Source organism: Oceanihabitans sp. 2_MG-2023 (genome assembly GCF_030547245.1).
In the GTDB taxonomy this organism is placed as follows: domain Bacteria; phylum Bacteroidota; class Bacteroidia; order Flavobacteriales; family Flavobacteriaceae; genus Oceanihabitans.
Window position 1 is genome coordinate 625,817 of the sequence record NZ_JAUOQT010000002.1, and the last position, 17,419, is coordinate 643,235.

The window sequence follows — 17,419 nt, forward strand, 5'->3', positions numbered from 1 at the left end:
ACACAAAATGTCACAATACTCAAGAATTGAAGTTGCAACAGTAATGCAAAAAACAGGCTTAGTTCCTTTGTTTTATAATGAAGATATAGAAGTAAGCAAAAAAATAATAAAAGCGTGCTATGATGGTGGTGCAAGGCTTCTAGAATTTACGAGCAGAGGTGATTTTGCTTTTGAAGTTTTTGCAGCTCTTAATAAATATGTAATAGCAGAGCTACCTGGAATGATAATGGGAGTTGGTTCTATTACAGATGCTGCTGCTGCATCTCTTTATATGCAATTAGGTGCAAATTTTATTGTAACACCTGTTTTACGAGAAGATATTGCAATTGTTTGTAATAGAAGAAAAGTACTTTGGTCTCCTGGTTGTGCAACGTTAACTGAAATATCTAAAGCTGAAGAACTAGGTTGCGAAATAGTTAAATTATTTCCTGGTAATGCATATAACCCAAGCTATGTAAAAGCAATAAAAGGCCCTTGTAAATGGACAAGTATCATGCCTACTGGAGGTGTTGAGCCAACACAAGAAAGTTTAGAGTCTTGGTTTAATGCTGGTGTTACTTGTGTAGGAATAGGATCTAAGCTTATTGCTAAAAATAAAGATGGCAACTACGATTATAGTAAAATTGAAGAGCTTACCAAAACTGCAATAACTATTATTCAAAAGTTAAAATAACGACTGTTAATGTATCAATCTACAATAACACTAAAAAGTATATCTAATCTATCTGGATTTTCTGTTTCTACAGTATCTAAAGCTTTAAATGGCAAAAGCGATATTAGTTCTAAAACTAAAGAGTTAATAAAAAATATTGCTTTAGAAAACAATTATGTACCTAACTTTACAGCTTTATCTTTAAGAAAACAAAGAACCAAAACTTTGGCTATAATAGTTCCAGAAATAACAGACTCTTGTTATAGTTGTATTATCTCTGAAATACAAAAATTTTCATTTAAACATGGCTATCGATTGCTATTGTTTCAATCTTTTTCATCTAAGGAAAAAGAAGAAGAATGTTTAAAAAACATCAATGATGGTAGTGTAGATGCTGCAATCATGCTTTCTAATTTTAAACAAAATAATTCTTCCATATTTATTAATAATCAATTACCTATTGAATATATTGAAATTTCTAATCTTCAAAGTAGAAAAAAACTAAAAGAAGAAGTAATTTTGAGTTTTAAAAAATCTTTAAAAAATCTAATTAGTTAGCGTAAATTCAATTTAGTTCATGCACAAAAAAACTATATTTTATATGTCTATTAGTGCATTAGCCTTCGCACTACTAAATGTATTTGTAAAAAAACTCGGTTATTTTAATGTGTACCAAATTGTTTTTTTTAGGTCAATTGGAACCTTGTTTTTCACAATTCCTTTTTTAATTAAAAATAAAATTTCGTTTCTAGGAAACAAAAAACTTTTACTTATCTCTAGAGGAATTGTTGGCTGTATTGCAATGACATTGTTTTTTATGTCTATTAAACACCTATCTATGGGAACAGCTGTTTCTATTAGATACATCTCTCCTATTTTTGCTGCTGTCTTCGCTTTGTTTTTACTTAAAGAAAAAATAAAACATTTACAATGGTTATGTTTTGGTGTCGCTTTTATTGGTGTTGTTATTTTAAAAGGCTTTGATAATCAAATCAATAATATCGGATTAGTTTACGCCATTATTTCTGCTGTGTTTACAGGATTAGTATATATTTTTATAAGAAAAATTGGTGCCAAAGATCATCCTATTGTAATTGTAAATTATTTTATGATTATCTCTGCTATTATTGGTGGCGTTTTATGTATTAATCATTGGACGAGCCCAAAAGGATTAGAATGGTTATTACTATTAAGTCTTGGCGTCTATGGGTATTTTGGACAACTTTACATGACCAAAGCATTACAAACTGGCGAAATTAATCTAGTTGCTCCATTAAAATATATTGAAGTTATTTTCACGATGCTAATTGGAGCTATTTGGTTACAGGAAACCTACTCGCTTCTAAGTATTTTTGGTATCTTTTTAATTATTACTGGTTTGGTATTAAATGTATTAGTAAAGCAGTCAAAAGTTTTTTCTACTAAAAAAGAGCTCAAATAAGTTATTTATAAAAATAAAAGCGACCAAAGCCGCTTTTATTTTTAACCTATAAAATCTTTTTTAAAATTATTCAATAATTAATTTCTTAATAATAGATTTATTTCCAGATTTAATTTTTACTAAATACAATCCCGATTGTACATGATCTAATGTTATTGTTTCATTAAAACTAGAAGTATTCATGATTTTTTTATCATAGACTACTCTTCCTCTAACATCATATACCGAAAGATTAATATCCTCGTCTAAAATAGTATTCATCTTAATATTAAAGGTTCCAGTATTTGGGTTAGGATAGATAACAAAACTATCTACATCTAATGTATCTGTTACAGACAACGTAGATTCTGAACAAACTTCTAAAGACCATGAAGCTAATTGACCACTATCTCCATTATAAATATCAACAATAGTTAGAGTCCAAGTACCATTAGGATCTTCACCATTAAAATCTGCCAAAGTTCCTGTTGGCTGATAGGTTCCACCTCCTGTTAATGGACAAGGTAGTGTTCCGCTACTTGCAGCATCATCAAAATGAATATCAAAATCCTCATCTGTACCACAAATACTACTAAATAAAGAAACTACCGTATTACTAGGACTCGTTAAAGTTACCTCTAAATCACCTAAATATGTATGTGTACCAATTAAATTTAAAACATTAACATCTGTTATTACATCGGCTCCTGAAATAGCTACTGTAGAAGTTGTAGTCCCCATTGTTCCTGTAATCGGAATGTCTAATGGAACATTTGTACTAGCTTTTGTAGCACAAGTAATTATTGGGCAAGCAGACCCTGATAAGGTAGTTATATAACCTGTTTTAATTTCCGTATCTGAACCAAAAGAATTTGTAGCTACTAATGTCACATTATATGTTCCAGGGGCAGCATAAGTCACTGTTGGATTTTCTGCTGTCGATGTTGCTGGAGTTCCACCTTCAAAAGTCCAAGCTAAAGACGTTGGTACTCCTGTAGACGTATCTGTGAAATTAACGGTATTATTGGTGTCTAAACAAATGCTAATATTATCTGCTGTAAAGTCTGCAACTGGTGGAGCAGCTAAAGCAGGTAAAGTATAACCACAGTCTGTAAATTCGGTATGTATTGTAGTTAACTCACTTGCAGTATATCCCATATTAATAGCTGCTTGATATGCAGCGTTTGCAGCATCATCTTGGCTAGAAGATCCATTAGTCATCCCAAGACCTTCTAAAAATATTTTGTCTGTTTTTGCACGACCAATTATATCATATATTTTCATTAAACATGTAGACCATATTTGACCATCGGCATGAATCCCTCCTGTTAACCCTCCTGGGTAAGATGCACCATAATCTGTTGTTCTTCCATTCCAATATTCATTATGTCCATCCCAATTAAAAACATAATTATATGCAGCATCTGATGCACTCCAATTCCCTAAACTTCTATTATAAGATTGCGCCCAATAATCACCACTACCTTCACTAAGTCCATTAACTTGCGAAAGACCTCCGTTAGTTACCCAGTCATGAAGACCATGACCCAACTCATGATGTACCACATCAGAATCTTCAGCATCATCGACACCACCTTCACCAAAAGCAAGCTCTCCAGATCCACTAGAATAGTGTGAATTATCACTGCCACTTAAACCATGTGGATCTACACGCACTCCTGTAGTATATTGATATGGCAATAAATTAATATTTAATACAGTATTTATATAACGCATAGAAGCATCTATATGATAATATACATTTACCGCTTCAAACGCATCATCCGCTCTTTGATAATTAAAACTAGAACTAGCTTGTGAGAATAGCCCATTATAAGGTGACTCGCTATCCACAACTTCTGCATAAGGCCCTTTTAAATGATAATTTCCACCCGAAAATTCAATATCTAAAAGAGATACATTAAATGTTTGTGCTGTTAATGCAGTAGAATTTGCATCGCTACCATCTGTAATTCCGCCACTACCATAGGCTACCATTGCAGAAGATAATGGGTCTGGATCAAATACATTACCTGTACCTGTAGCAAATGGGTAGCTTATACTTTCCTCCTTACAGGTTTCATTATTATCTTTTTCTAAGTTTTTATTCCCGTTTCCATCATTACAATAAAATGAAATATCAAGTGCTTTAAAAATTTCTCCACTATTTGCATCTACAAAAACATCCCATTCTCCAATTATATCTTTAGAGATAAAATTAATTCTATACGCTAACCTAGAAGAGGTATCGTGATAAATAAACAGTGCATTGTTTGTATATTGAAAAGCACCATTAACTCCCAAATATCTATATGCAATATTTTGTGCCTGGCTTAAAGAAAGGGATGGATTAGTCCTATTCAGTTTCACATTATAATTAAATGCATTCATTACATAAGTAACCTCGTTTTTAGAGTTAATGTTTATTGTAATTTCAGAAGAATTAACTGGTAATCCATAAGCGTATTGCCTAAGTCTAACTGTTGTTCCAGAAACACTAGTTCGAACTGCGTGAAGTTTTAGTTGTTCTATTTGTTCTTTGTTAAGACCAAAGGTTTCCTTAAAGTTTAGTAAGTAGGCCTTCGCCATATTCTCTGGACTATTAGATTCTAATGCGTATGCAATTCCATAAATAGCAATGGGAAAACCAGTGTTTTTATCTACCCTTATATTGTCTTTAAATTCATAATCTTGCTCCAGTTTGGGCAAATCAATTTCAAAATTTTTCTTTAATGTGGGTTTTTGAGCCATCACATTGGTCGTTAGCAACAAAACTGCTAAAAACCAAAAATAGCAAGACTTTGGGTGTGCAATTGTTTTCATAAAGTTATGGATTAATTAATAGTTTTTAATACTACGTTTTTTTTAATCAATTAACAATTATTCACTTTAAACAATAAAAAAAAGCGACAAAAGTCGCTTTTCTTTAAATAAATTAATAAAATTACTTCCCTAATAGTAATAACTCATTACAGACTACTTCAGTTGTGTGACGTTTGGTTCCTTCTTTGTCTTCCCATGATCTAGTGGTAAGCTTTCCTTCTATTGCCACTTCTTTTCCTTTAGTAACAAACTTTTCTACTATTTCTGCTGTTTTTCCCCAAGCCACAACATTGTGCCATTGCGTATCTGTTACTTTTTCGCCTTGTGCGTTTTTATAGCTTTCATTGGTAGCTATTGAAAATTTGGCAAGCATTTTACCAGATTCTAAATTAATGATTTCTGGATCGTTTCCTAAGTTTCCAATTAACTGTACTTTGTTTCTTAACGTATTCATAAGATAAGGTTTTTATTATATTGAATTTCATTAGTTCCATTCAACACTGCAAAGATGAAACAACATACAAGTGCTATTCGGTTGTTACACATTTAAAATCGTTTGTAAATGCTTGTAGTCGTTTGTAAACGGAAAATTTCGTATATTTAAAACTCCTAAAAACAAATAATATGTTGACCAAATTATCTGGTGAACACTGGCAAACGATTTCAAAAGATACTTGGCGTACTAATGAGAAGTACCATATATCTTCACTTGGAAGGATTTATAGTGAAAAACACCAACAATTAAAATTAAACTTTAAATGTTCTGAAATTAATGGTTACGAAGCATTTTCAGCAATTAAAAAGAATAAAAAAACAAATTTAGTATACGTACATCGTATTATGGCTGAATTATTTATTGAAAACCCAGAAAACAAACCTTTTGTAATTCATAAGGATTTTAACAAGAAAAACAATGTGGTTTCTAATTTGGCCTGGGCAACTCGGCAAGAAGTGACAACTCATAATTTAAAAAATCCATTAGTTATTAAAAGCAAAATAAAACGAAAAGAAAACCATAAACATTTTAAACTTTCTGAAGGTAAAGTAAAAATGATTAAACGAAAATTATTCGACCCTAATCGTAAAACTAGAATGCGTTTAATAGCAAAACAATTTGGTATTTCTGAAATGCAGTTATACAGAATTAAATCTGGAGAAAATTGGGGGCACGTGACAGAATTTTAACTTCTTAAAACAATGAAACAGCTATATCTATTAGTACTTATATTAATATTTACTACTTGTAATGCGCAAGTTAACACGTTAAAATTTGAAGATGGAATGCAATCTCCAAAAGCAAATTTAAGTCAAATTTTTTGGATGGAAGGACACTGGAAAGGGGAAGCTTTTGGGGGAATTACTGAAGAAATTTGGAGTCCTCCACTTGGAGATTCGATGATGTTTTCTTTTAAACTAGTTATAGATAATCGTGTTGTTTTTTATGAATTTGGAGGAATAAGACAAGTTGAAAACACGCTAGTTTTACAATTCAAACATTTTGGAAATGATTTTAAAGGTTGGGAAGAAAAAGACGTAACCGTAGATGCTAAATTGATTAAAATAGAAAATAATCGCGCATACTTTGACCAATTCACTTTCGAAAAAGTAAATGATCAAGAAATAAATATTTATGTGGTTATTGAAGAAAAAGGCGAAACCGAAGAAGTGAAATTTAAGTACAAAAAACACTAAATGCAATTTCATATAGAAACAAAAAGACTTCTTTTAAGGGAACTTAGGCTAACAGATTTAGATGGTATGTTTGCTTTAGATTCGGACCCAGATGTACACAAATACTTAGGGAACAAACCTGTTAAAACAATAGATGAGTCTAAAAAAATACTAGAAAGTGTACTCTCTCAATATAAAGAAAGAGGTATTGGTAGGTTTGCAGTTATCGAAAAAGCTTCAGGAGATTTTGTTGGCTGGTCTGGTTTGCGTTTAAATACAGAATACAACATGAATGGCTTTACTAAATATTATGATGTTGGTTACAGACTTATTAAACAATATTGGGGAAAAGGCTATGCAACCGAATCTGGAAAAGCGGCTATAGATTATGCCTTTAAAGTTTTAAAACTTCCAGAAATTTATGCTACTACAGAAATAGGAAACCAAGCTTCGCACAACGCGCTTTTAAAAATTGGATTACACTATATAGAAGATTTTTATTTTGAACAAGAACAAATGAACTTACGATGGTATAAACTGGAAAACAAATAACTATGCAAAAAAAATGCCCAGAATGTGGCGATAAAATTGTTGGCAGAATAGATAAGAAATTTTGTAGTGATGCTTGCAGAAATGCTTATAACAACAAGGTAAATAAGGATAGTAAAAATTTAATTCGCAATACGAATAATAGACTTCGTAAAAATTATAGAATTTTAGAAGTGCTCAATCCAGAACAAAAAACAAAAACATCTAGAGCAAAACTGATAGAAAAAGGTTTCGATTTTAATTACTTTACAAGTATATACACCACAAAAGCAGGAACCATATATTACTTTGTGTACGATCAAGGTTATTTACCTTTAGAGGGCGATTATTATGCGTTAGTGAAACGAGAGAGTTAAAATAATTACTTCCAACTCTGTCCTTTTAATTGTAATGCTGCTTTTAGTATATCTTTTTGGCTAATTTGACCAATCAATTTTCCTTCTTCTACAATAGGGAAACGACGCCTTTTAGACTCTAAAAATTTATTAGCTGCATCAAACACATTCATGTTTCCATCAATGGTTTCTACATTTTTAGCCATTCGCTTTTCTACATTATCTTGTGCCATTGGCATGTTATAATATCTGCTATCACTTACTTGCTTTAAACAATCTCCTTCACTAATTATACCTACCAATTCGTTGTTTTCATTAACAACTGGCCCACCAGAAATTTTATTTGTAATTAGCGTTTCTATAACTTCTTCTACAGACTGTTCGGGTCTAAAAGTAATTAAACTTCTAGTCATATAATCACTTACCTTTAATTGCGTTTGGTCTACAACTTGTTGTTGTTTCCTAGCTCCTTGAAAACTTTTTATTCCCATAATAATAGCGTTTAGTAAACTTAAATATACTGATTATAAATGATTTATCCTAAACAGAAACGGCTAATTATTATTTCCTATTTTTATACAAAATAAGACACCTTTTAGATATGTTTAAAAAACTTATTGCTTTACTCATTATATGTTTGGCTATATATTTTAGTTTCGATGCTTTATTACCAAACAATATTTCTACTATAGATGCTCCCGAGACATCGTTTTCTACCCAACGTGCTTTAATACCACTAAAAGAAATATCTAAAGAACCACATTTTCTAGGGAATAAAAACCATCAAAAAATTAGAAATTATATTGTAAACGAATTAGAAAAGCTAGGTTTAGAAACTCAAATTCAAGAAGACTATTCTATGAGTCAATGGGGTAACCTATCGAAACCTAAAAATATAGTAACTAGAATAAAAGGAAATGATAATAGTAAAGCTTTACTCCTACTTTCGCATTATGATAGCAATCCGCATTCCTCTCCTGGAGCTAGTGATGCAGGATCTGGAGTAGTAACAATTTTAGAAGGGATTCGTGCTTTTTTAGCAGAAAATAAAACACCAAAAAATGATATTATTATTCTAATTTCTGATGGTGAAGAACTTGGTTTAAATGGCGCTGATATTTTTGTAAATAAACATCCTTGGGCTAAAGATGTAGGACTTGTTTTAAATTTTGAAGCTCGTGGTTCTGGTGGACCAAGTTATATGCTTATTGAAACCAATCAAGGAAATGCCAACTTAATGAAAGAGTTTGTAAAAGCTAACCCCCAATACCCTGTGGCAAACTCTCTTGCATATAGTATTTATAAAATGTTGCCTAATGATACAGACTTAACTCGATTTAGAGCAGACAAAAATATTGATGGTTTCAATTTTGCTTTTATTGATGACCATTTTGATTATCACACCGCACTAGATACCTACGAACGTTTAGACAGAAACACACTTGAACACCAAGGCACTTACCTTATGCCTTTACTCCATCATTTTAGTAATGCAAATCTTAATAATGTAAAAAGCAACGAAGATTATATCTATTTTAATGTTCCTCTATTTAAGACGGTTATTTATCCTTTTTCATGGATTTGGCCTATGCTAGTTATTGCTGTTATTGTATTTATAGCTTTAGTTTTCTACGGATTTAAACAAAAAGCATTAAACCATAAAGATATCGTTAAAGGGTTTATACCTTTTTTTACAAGTCTTGTGTTTGGCGGTATAATTACTTTTTTAGGTTGGGAAATCTTAAAATTTTTATATCCTAATTACCAAGAAATGCTTCATGGTTTCACTTATAATGGTCACACTTACATTGCTGCATTTACCTGCTTAACTGTAGCCATCTGCTTTTATAGTTATCATTTATTTAAAGCTTCAGAAAAACCTGTGAATTTATTAATTGCTCCATTATTTTTCTGGTTACTTATTTGTGTAATTGTAGCATTAAAACTAGAAGGAGCTAGCTTTTTTATTATTCCTGTATACTTTGGCTTATGTAGCTTATTTTTAATGATAAGACAGCAAAAGCCTAGTCTCATCCTTTTAGCTATTTTAGCTATTCCGGTATTGTTTATTATATCGCCTCTGGTAAAAATGTTTCCGGTTGGTTTAGGCTTGAAAATCTTGTTTGTTTCTTCCATATTTGTGGTCCTAATTTTTGGATTACTGGTTACTATATTCGGTTTTTTAAAACATAAAAAACGTTGGTCGTATTTGTTTTTATGCTTCGGAATTATATTTCTTATCCAAGCACATTTCAATTCTAAATTCACAAAAGAAACTCCTAAACCAAACAGTCTTTTATATGTTTTAGACACTAATGAAAATACTGCTGTTTGGGCAACGTATGATGATATGCTAGATACTTGGACAGAACATTATTTAACAGATAATCCAGATCCAGCTACTACTCTTTCAAAAAACACCATTGGTAGTAAATACAAATCCAGTTTTACATTTACCAAAAATGCTGCTGTAAAAAACATTACGAAACCAAAAATTGAAATTTCTAACGACACCATAATTAATGGCGAAAGACAAATTGCAATTTGCATAACATCGCAACGAAATGCTGCCCGCTTTGAGGTGTTTTCAGATACTACAAATGTTTTTAATGCTTTTTTAATAAATGGTATATCGGCCCAAAAAGACAAAGTTTCGAATAAAGCTTTTCAAGAAAGAGAAAACAATCGATTGTTTAGTTATTACGTTGCAGACAATGAACCTTTAGATATGATTTTAAGCGTTCCTGTTTCGCAAAAAACAACATTCACAATCTATGAGGCTACTTATGATTTATTAACTAACCAAGCTCTTAATATTCTTCCAAGAGAAGAAAATATGATACCTAAACCATTTGTTCTAAATGATGCAGTCGTAACTAAAACAACTATTACGTTAAATAATTAGCATAGTTTTAAGAGTATAACTGTATAATTTATTTAGTTTTAGCCTCAGAAAAAACAAAACCAATGAAAAAATTACTTTTTATCGCATTTTTATCTGCAAGCTATTCTTTAAGTGCACAGAATAATTCCGAATTAAAAAAACACTACGAAGCATATTACGAACAAATGAAATTGCAAGGTGATGTGCAAGGTGTTATTAATGGTTTAACGCATTTAAACATAATAGATCCATCTACTGCTAGAAATGACACTTTAGCTTATATATACATGAGTGAAAACAAATACATGCAAGCTTTAAATACCATTGGTGTAGATTTTGTTCCTTCAGATTCGGATATGGCTTTAGAAGTAAAAGCTATTTCTTTAAAATCTATCAGCCAGCCAGAGCTTGCTATACAACATTTTAATGAAATGTTTAAACGTACTCCAAATGTAAATATAGCATACGAATTAGCAGAACTTAATTTATCTACTCAAAAATTTGCTGAAGCAAACAAGCATATAACCTATGGAATAACAAATGCTACTAGCGAAATGCAACATGCATATTATGAAACAAAAACACCTTACCAAGTTTCTTTAAAAGCTGCTTTTTTATATTTAAAAGCAATGCTAAAATTTAATGAAAATAAGGCTACAAATTTAGATGCTGCTGTTACTATTTTAGAGGAAGCTATTGCTTTAAATCCTAATTTCAATTTAGCATTAATAAGTAAAAATGCTTTACTAGCTCAAAAAACACAAAACGATAAGAAGAATTAATTTTAGTTATAAAAAAAAGGCAACTCATAGAGTTGCCTTTTTTTTTGTTTTAAGTTTTTACTTTACAATAATAAACTCACTACGTCTATTTAATTGATGTTCTGACTCGCTACATGGAACACCATCTTTACATCTATTTCGTAATTGTGTTTCTCCATAACCTTGACCTGTTAATCTAGCCCTATTTATTCCTCCAACATTAACAAGATAATCTATTGTAGAAATCGCTCTCCTGTTAGATAAATCAATATTATACTCACTAGTATTACGACTATCTGTATGAGATCTTACGTCTATATTTACATTGGAATATACATTCATAAAATCAATAATTTTACGTAATTCTACTTCTGCATCTTGTCTAATAAAGTCTTTATCTAAATCAAAATAGATAATATTAATTCCTAATAAAGGAGCAATATCTGTTCCTAAAGGTAAAGGAGGCGTATACTCTTCTTTTTTCAAGAACAAAGTACGTTCTACAAGACCTGTTTTATTTGGAGTATTAAATACTTTTTCAGCAGGACTATAAGTTTCTTTTTGTGCTCTAACAGAATACGATGTAGAACAATCTAAAGTGAATTTAAAACTACCGTCTGCTCTAGATGTCATTTCATCAATAACTTCATTTTTGTCATTTAACAACGTTACTTCTGCATATGCTAAAGGAGCATCTGTTACTTTATTTAATACAACACCTTCAATTGCCTGTTGGCATTTAGTAATTAACGGTTGTATACTTTTAAAAGAATAAATATCATCATCTCCTTTTCCTCCATCTCTATTAGAAGCAAAATAACCAGAACCTGTTCTACTATTGATAATGAATGTAAAGTCATCAAATGGTCCATTAACGGGTTTACCAAGATTAAAAACATCTCCAAAAGAATCTGTACTGATTTCTGAAACAAAAACATCTAATCCACCTAATCCAACATGTCCATCGGAAGCAAAATATAATTTATTGTCTTTACTAACAAAAGGAAATGTTTCTCTTCCTTCGGTATTAATACCATCTCCTAAACTGGTAATAGTACCAAAACCTGTTTCTAAGATTGGAACTTGATATAAATCAGAAAGTCCTTTCGTTCCTGGCATATCACTAGCAAAATAAAGTGTTTTTTCATCCACACTTAAAGCTGGATGAGCAGTAGAGTATTCATCACTATTAAAAGGCAATTCTTTTACAGTCCATTCATTAGATTCTTCTGTACGTTTTGCGCTATAAAGTTTTAAGCGATTAACCCCTTCTTTATCGTTTTTATAATCTTTATCTGTAAAGTTATTTCTAGTAAAATACATCGTTAAACCATCTTTGGTATATACCGCTGTAGATTCGTGATAAATCGTATTAATCTCGTTACTTAATTTAGTAATACCGTTTTCATTATTTAAAGAATATAAATCTAAAAATGGTTGTTCATTCCAATCATGGACCATTTTTGTAACTCCTCTATTATTTCTATTAGAAGCAAAAGTAACATTACCGATATTAAATGCAGGAGCAAAATCTGAAAGTTTAGAGTTAAAATCCACTTTAATTAATTCAAATCGACCAGATTGTAATTCTATTTCTTCTAAATAATTTCTTTCATTAACAAATAAATTTGCTCTATAATCTTCTCCTTTTGCTTCATAAAAAGCTTCCATTACTTTATCTGAAGCAACATACTGTTCTAAACTTTTAAGAGATAAAGCGTATCTATGAATATATTCTGGATCTAAATCATCTGTAGATTCAAAAACTTGTGCATACCATTTAACAGCATTTATATAATCTGCATTAAAGTAATAAGAGTCTCCTAATTTTTTAAGTAGTTCTAGCGATTGAAAACCATCACTATTTGCTTTTAGATAATTATTTCTTGCATCAACATAAGCAAATTCTTCATAATCTTTATTGGCTTTTTTAATCACTTTTTCTTGGGCAAACAATATGCTTGAAGAAAAAAACAAAGTAAGAATTAATATATTATATACGTTTTTCATAATAGTACTAGTTAATTTATTAGAAGAATCTTGGAGATACCATGGAGTCTTTTCTTTTAAACAATTCATATCTTAAAAACACCTCATAAGAGCCATCATTATATTGCTGTATTTCTGTTGTTTCTCTATCATAAGCAAAACCAAGCATTAACCTGTCTGATATCTGAAAACCTACCATAGCACTTAAAGCAGCACTCCATCTGTAAGCTGCTCCTACTGTAAATTTATCCATTATTAAAAAATTAGCTGATAAATCTACTTGTAATGGAGCTCCATCAACTAACTTAACCAAACCGGAAGGTTTAAACTTTAAGTCTTCATTAATATCAAAAACATAACCTGTCATCAAATAAAAATTAACACGTTCTTTTGCTGTTGAAAATGAATTTGTATTTGCTGAATTTTCATCAAAATGTTTTGTTTCTAACATGTTAGGTACACTTAACCCTAAATAAAATTTATCTGTATAATAGTAAGCTCCTATACCAAACTGAGGTGAGAATTTATTATCTATATTAATTTCGGCTTCCGAATCTCCAGTATTAAATGCACCCGTATTTAACCTATTCGTATCAATAGTTAAAAAATGCCCTCCAGCTTTTAAACCAAGAGCTAGTTTAGAATTATTTGAAAAATCTAAAGTGTAACTAAAATCTATATCTATATAGGTTTCATTTGTAATAAAAATTTGATCATTAGTAATATTAACACCTAATCCCATTTTTTTACCAATTGGTGAATGCACAGAACCTGTAAAAGATTCTGGTGCTCCATCTAAACCAACCCATTGCGTTCTGTATAAGCCCACAAAACTAAGTACGTCTCTTGATCCTGCATAAGCTGGATTAATACTTAGAGTATTATACATATACTGCGTGTACTGTGCATCTTGTTGAGCGTACGTTTTATTAAAACCTACTCCAAATACTATTAGGGTAAAAATAACAATGCAATAATTTTTCATTTGATAATTGTATTTAACCTAGCGAACGAAAATTCGCTAGGTGTTTTTTTTTATTTTCTATTGATATATAATGGACCTGCTTTCTTAACAGTCTTTCCTTGGTTGTTAACATAAGTAAGTACATAATAATAAGTACCTACAGGAAGTTTATCTCCTTTACTTATAGTTACTCTACCATCTGAAACTCCTCTAAAGAAATTATCTCCTTGACCATAACCTTCGGTTTCATAAACTTTAACTCCCCAACGGTTATAAATTTCTAATGTATTATTAGGGAAATTTTCAATTCCACTAATAACAAATACATCATTTAATCCATTTTCATTTGGAGTCATTATATCAAAGATGTTAATACCGTCTTCTGCGTCTGGATCCCCATTATTACATTCTGCATAATCTGGAATTCCATTAGCATTATTATCAGCTAATTCCGAACCATTAGCAAATCCATCTCCATCACCATCACAGTCACAATCTGCTAATAACCAGTTTTCACTTACAGTTGTAATATCTTGACTATTGAAATCAAAATCACAAGCGTCTGTAGGATCTGTTCCATCTATAACTTCATCGCCATTAGTAACACCATCTCCATCACAGTCTGTAGAATTCCATACATCAGAAGGTATTAGAGTCTGACTAGTAAAAATATAATCACAGTTATCAAAAGGATTAGAACCATCTAATACTTCATCACCGTTGGTTACACCATCACCATCACAATCTGTAGAATTCCATCTTGGAGAAGGTTGCAGTGTTTGACTAGATATTACTAAACTACATTGATCTAATGGATTAGTTCCGTCTAATACTTCATCTCCATTAGTAACACCATCTCCATCACAATCGTCATTATTCCATTCACTTGAAGGAGTTTCCGTTTGACTATCTAAAATAAAGTCACAAGAATCATTAGGATTAGTTCCATCTTCCACTTCAAGAATATTAATAACACCATCTCCATCACAATCTAATTCATCCCAATTCATTGTAATTATTGTAATATCTTGACTACTTGGATCAAAATCACAAGGATCTAATGGATCTGTATTATCCAATATTTCTTGTCCATTTATTACACCATCTCCATCACAATCAATAGCATTCCACTCAACTGTTGGTTCTGTTGTTTGGTTTCCGCTAATGAAATCACAAGAATCCAATGGATCTGTACCATCTGTTACTTCTGTACCATTTGTTACACCATCGCCATCACAATCTGCATCCATCCACATTCCAGATGTTCCAGATGTTTGACTGCTTACAATAAAGTCACATGGATCTGTTGGATCGGTTCCATCTAATACTTCGGTACCATTTGTTACGCCGTCTCCATCACAATCAGCATCTAACCAAGCTACACTAGGTGTAGTATCTTGATTAACAGCAATTAAATCACATGTATCTAATGGATCTGTACCGTCAATAACTTCCATTCCGTTTGTAACACCATCTCCATCACAATCAAGTGTTTCCCATTCTGGTGTTTGTGGTACTGTTGTATTTTCTAGCATAAATTCACATGGATCTAGAGGGTTAGTTCCATCAATAACTTCATCGCCATTAGTTACACCATCTCCATCACAATCAGCATTAATCCAAGTTGTGGTTGGTGTTGTATCCTGGCTCGTTACAATAAAATCACAAGGGTCTAAAACATCTGTATTATCTACTACTTCCGTTCCGTTTGTAACACCATCACCGTCACAATCAAGAGCATTCCATTCTGAAGTAACTATTGTTATGTCTTGACTTAAAATATTAAAATCACAAGGGTCTAATAAATCTGTATCATCTAATACTTCCATTCCATTAGTTACACCATCACCATCACAATCTAAAGCTTCCCATTCTGGAGTAACAATAGTTATATCTTGACTGTTTAGTAAATAATTACATGGATCAAGAGGATCTGTTCCATCATTAATTTCCGTTCCATTTGAAACTCCATCACCATCACAATCAGCGCCTAACCAAGCTGTGCTAGTAGTACTGATATCCTGAATAGAGGCATCATAATCACATGGATCTGTTGGGTCGGTATCATTTGGCCCTAAGATACCATCACCATCAGGGTCTACCTCGTTTCCATTGATTACGCCATCACCATCACAATCCGCTGTATACCAATCGCTAGTTGTATCGAGTAAATCGACCATAGTAATATCTGCGTCCACACAAGGATCTAATGGGTCTGTATCTGTTCCATTAGGATTACCATCGCTATCACAATCTTCTAATAACCAATCTCCTGTTTGGGTTTCAGTTACATCTTCTGCGTTGTAATCGCATGGATCATTGATATCAGTTCCATTTGGTCCTGCTATACCATCCATATCTGGATCTATTTCTGTTCCATTGATTACTCCGTCTCCATCACAATCAGCTGTATACCAATCTGAAGTATTAACAGATAAATCTACATTGGCTAAATTTCCTCCTACACATGGATCATATGGTTCAGTATCTAATCCATTTATTTGTCCATCACCATCACAATCTGCTGCTGCCCATACCTCATAGTTTGGATCACTTGGTTGTGGGTTTGTAGTAATGTCCATATCTCCTGCGCATGGATCGAATGGATCTGTATCAGTTCCATTTGGTTCCCCATCGCCATCACAATCTGCATCTTCCCATTCTGAAGTAACAGTAGAAATATCTTGACTAGATTCTAAATAACTACATGTATCTAAAGGATCTGTTCCATCATTAATTTCTGTACCATTTGAAACACCATCGCCATCACAATCTATTCCTAACCAAGCAGTACTTGTATTATTAATATCCTGAATAGAACCATCATAATCACATGGATCATTAGGGTCTGTATCATTAGGTCCAACAATACCATCACCGTCAGGGTCCACCTCTGTACCATTGATTACGCCATCTCCATCACAATCCGCGGTGTACCAATCTGATGTTGTATCATTAAGATCGATCATAGTAATATCTGCATCAACACATGGATCTAAAGGATTAGAATCTGTTCCATTTGGATTTCCATCTCCATCACAATCTGCTGTTAACCAATCTCCACTTGGAGTTACTGTAACATCCGATACGTTATAATCACATGGATCAGTTGGGTCTGTTCCATCAGGTCCTGCGGTACCATCCATATCTGGATCTACTTCTGTTCCGTTGATTACTCCGTCTCCATCACAATCAGCTGTATACCAATCTGAAGTATTATCAGATAAATCTACGTTGGCTAAATTTCCTCCTACACATGGATCATATGGTTCAGTATCTAATCCATTTATTTGTCCATCACCATCACAATCTGCTGCTGCCCATACATCATAGTTCTCATCGCCTGGCATTGGATTGTTTACGATATCTGT

At 32.1% G+C, this 17,419-nt stretch carries 15 protein-coding genes; 9 read left to right on the top strand and 6 right to left on the bottom strand.

The features are described from left to right. Positions 1-7 precede the first annotated feature (7 nt). From Q4512_RS06570 to Q4512_RS06580, 3 genes are read left to right on the top strand one after another with little or no spacing between them, the layout of a single operon-like run. Positions 8-673 (top strand): bifunctional 4-hydroxy-2-oxoglutarate aldolase/2-dehydro-3-deoxy-phosphogluconate aldolase, encoded by a 666-nt coding sequence (locus Q4512_RS06570; RefSeq protein ID WP_303423164.1) that lies wholly within the window; start codon positions 8-10, stop codon positions 671-673. 9 nt (positions 674-682) lie between these two features. After that, a complete protein-coding gene (locus tag Q4512_RS06575; protein WP_303423166.1) occupies positions 683-1,210 on the top strand; it encodes a LacI family DNA-binding transcriptional regulator in 528 nt (175 codons plus the stop codon). 19 nt (positions 1,211-1,229) lie between these two features. Next, positions 1,230-2,093, top strand: a complete 864-nt coding sequence (locus Q4512_RS06580) for a DMT family transporter (protein WP_368389410.1) — start codon at positions 1,230-1,232, stop codon at positions 2,091-2,093. Positions 2,094-2,159: 66 nt separating this feature from the next. Here the strand turns inward: Q4512_RS06580 and Q4512_RS06585 are convergent, their stop codons facing one another. Together Q4512_RS06585 and Q4512_RS06590 are read right to left on the bottom strand one after the other, a co-directional pair. After that, positions 2,160-4,895 carry a T9SS type A sorting domain-containing protein gene (locus tag Q4512_RS06585; RefSeq protein WP_303423169.1) on the bottom strand — a complete coding sequence of 912 codons (2,736 nt, stop codon included), beginning with the start codon at positions 4,893-4,895 and terminating at the stop codon, positions 2,160-2,162. A 121-nt stretch (positions 4,896-5,016) separates the two neighbouring features. Next, positions 5,017-5,349 carry a single-stranded DNA-binding protein gene (locus tag Q4512_RS06590; RefSeq protein ID WP_303423171.1) on the bottom strand — a complete coding sequence of 111 codons (333 nt, stop codon included), beginning with the start codon at positions 5,347-5,349 and terminating at the stop codon, positions 5,017-5,019. 170 nt (positions 5,350-5,519) lie between these two features. Here Q4512_RS06590 and Q4512_RS06595 point away from each other — a divergent pair, with 170 nt between their 5' ends. Genes Q4512_RS06595 through Q4512_RS06610 form a run of 4 tightly spaced genes read left to right on the top strand, consistent with a single transcriptional unit; the run spans position 5,520 to position 7,471 of the window. Further along, entirely contained in the window at positions 5,520-6,080 is a 561-nt protein-coding gene (locus Q4512_RS06595) for an HNH endonuclease (RefSeq protein ID WP_303423173.1), read from the top strand. 12 nt (positions 6,081-6,092) lie between these two features. Further along, the gene (locus Q4512_RS06600; protein ID WP_303423175.1) at positions 6,093-6,587 is read left to right on the top strand and encodes a DUF6265 family protein; all 495 of its coding nucleotides are present in this window, start codon (positions 6,093-6,095) and stop codon (positions 6,585-6,587) included. Further along, entirely contained in the window at positions 6,588-7,118 is a 531-nt protein-coding gene (locus Q4512_RS06605) for a GNAT family N-acetyltransferase (RefSeq protein ID WP_303423177.1), read from the top strand. A 2-nt stretch (positions 7,119-7,120) separates the two neighbouring features. Further along, entirely contained in the window at positions 7,121-7,471 is a 351-nt protein-coding gene (locus tag Q4512_RS06610) for a hypothetical protein (protein WP_303423179.1), read from the top strand. 5 nt (positions 7,472-7,476) lie between these two features. Here Q4512_RS06610 and Q4512_RS06615 read toward each other — a convergent pair whose 3' ends face one another. Further along, a complete protein-coding gene (locus tag Q4512_RS06615; protein ID WP_303423181.1) occupies positions 7,477-7,941 on the bottom strand; it encodes a CBS domain-containing protein in 465 nt (154 codons plus the stop codon). A gap of 110 nt (positions 7,942-8,051) precedes the next feature. Between Q4512_RS06615 and Q4512_RS06620 the strand changes: the two genes are divergently transcribed. Next, a complete protein-coding gene (locus Q4512_RS06620; protein ID WP_303423183.1) occupies positions 8,052-10,355 on the top strand; it encodes a M28 family peptidase in 2,304 nt (767 codons plus the stop codon). Between the two features lie 62 nt (positions 10,356-10,417). Further along, the gene (locus tag Q4512_RS06625; protein ID WP_303423185.1) at positions 10,418-11,116 is read left to right on the top strand and encodes a hypothetical protein; all 699 of its coding nucleotides are present in this window, start codon (positions 10,418-10,420) and stop codon (positions 11,114-11,116) included. A gap of 57 nt (positions 11,117-11,173) precedes the next feature. Here Q4512_RS06625 and Q4512_RS06630 read toward each other — a convergent pair whose 3' ends face one another. The 3 genes from Q4512_RS06630 to Q4512_RS06640 form a co-directional block, all read right to left on the bottom strand. After that, positions 11,174-13,105 (bottom strand): OmpA family protein, encoded by a 1,932-nt coding sequence (locus Q4512_RS06630; protein ID WP_303423187.1) that lies wholly within the window; start codon positions 13,103-13,105, stop codon positions 11,174-11,176. Positions 13,106-13,124: 19 nt separating this feature from the next. Then, positions 13,125-14,069, bottom strand: coding sequence for a type IX secretion system membrane protein PorP/SprF (locus Q4512_RS06635; protein ID WP_303423189.1), 945 nt, complete (start codon positions 14,067-14,069; stop codon positions 13,125-13,127). 50 nt (positions 14,070-14,119) lie between these two features. Continuing rightward, on the bottom strand, positions 14,120-17,419 hold a 3,300-nt coding region (locus tag Q4512_RS06640), incomplete at its 5' end, for a gliding motility-associated C-terminal domain-containing protein (protein WP_303423191.1).

Bases quoted from the DNA above. Each gene is read 5' to 3' on its own strand.
- Q4512_RS06600 (WP_303423175.1), top strand. From the start codon at position 6,093: ATGAAACAGCTATATCTATTAGTACTTATATTAATATTTACTACTTGT.
- Q4512_RS06605 (WP_303423177.1), top strand. From the start codon at position 6,588: ATGCAATTTCATATAGAAACAAAAAGACTTCTTTTAAGGGAACTTAGG.
- Q4512_RS06625 (WP_303423185.1), top strand. From the start codon at position 10,418: ATGAAAAAATTACTTTTTATCGCATTTTTATCTGCAAGCTATTCTTTA.
- Q4512_RS06590 (WP_303423171.1), bottom strand. From the start codon at position 5,349: ATGAATACGTTAAGAAACAAAGTACAGTTAATTGGAAACTTAGGAAAC.
- Q4512_RS06595 (WP_303423173.1), top strand. From the start codon at position 5,520: ATGTTGACCAAATTATCTGGTGAACACTGGCAAACGATTTCAAAAGAT.
- Q4512_RS06575 (WP_303423166.1), top strand. From the start codon at position 683: ATGTATCAATCTACAATAACACTAAAAAGTATATCTAATCTATCTGGA.
- Q4512_RS06585 (WP_303423169.1), bottom strand. From the start codon at position 4,895: ATGAAAACAATTGCACACCCAAAGTCTTGCTATTTTTGGTTTTTAGCA.
- Q4512_RS06615 (WP_303423181.1), bottom strand. From the start codon at position 7,941: ATGGGAATAAAAAGTTTTCAAGGAGCTAGGAAACAACAACAAGTTGTA.
- Q4512_RS06630 (WP_303423187.1), bottom strand. From the start codon at position 13,105: ATGAAAAACGTATATAATATATTAATTCTTACTTTGTTTTTTTCTTCA.
- Q4512_RS06635 (WP_303423189.1), bottom strand. From the start codon at position 14,069: ATGAAAAATTATTGCATTGTTATTTTTACCCTAATAGTATTTGGAGTA.
- Q4512_RS06610 (WP_303423179.1), top strand. From the start codon at position 7,121: ATGCAAAAAAAATGCCCAGAATGTGGCGATAAAATTGTTGGCAGAATA.
- Q4512_RS06570 (WP_303423164.1), top strand. From the start codon at position 8: ATGTCACAATACTCAAGAATTGAAGTTGCAACAGTAATGCAAAAAACA.
- Q4512_RS06620 (WP_303423183.1), top strand. From the start codon at position 8,052: ATGTTTAAAAAACTTATTGCTTTACTCATTATATGTTTGGCTATATAT.
- Q4512_RS06580 (WP_368389410.1), top strand. From the start codon at position 1,230: ATGCACAAAAAAACTATATTTTATATGTCTATTAGTGCATTAGCCTTC.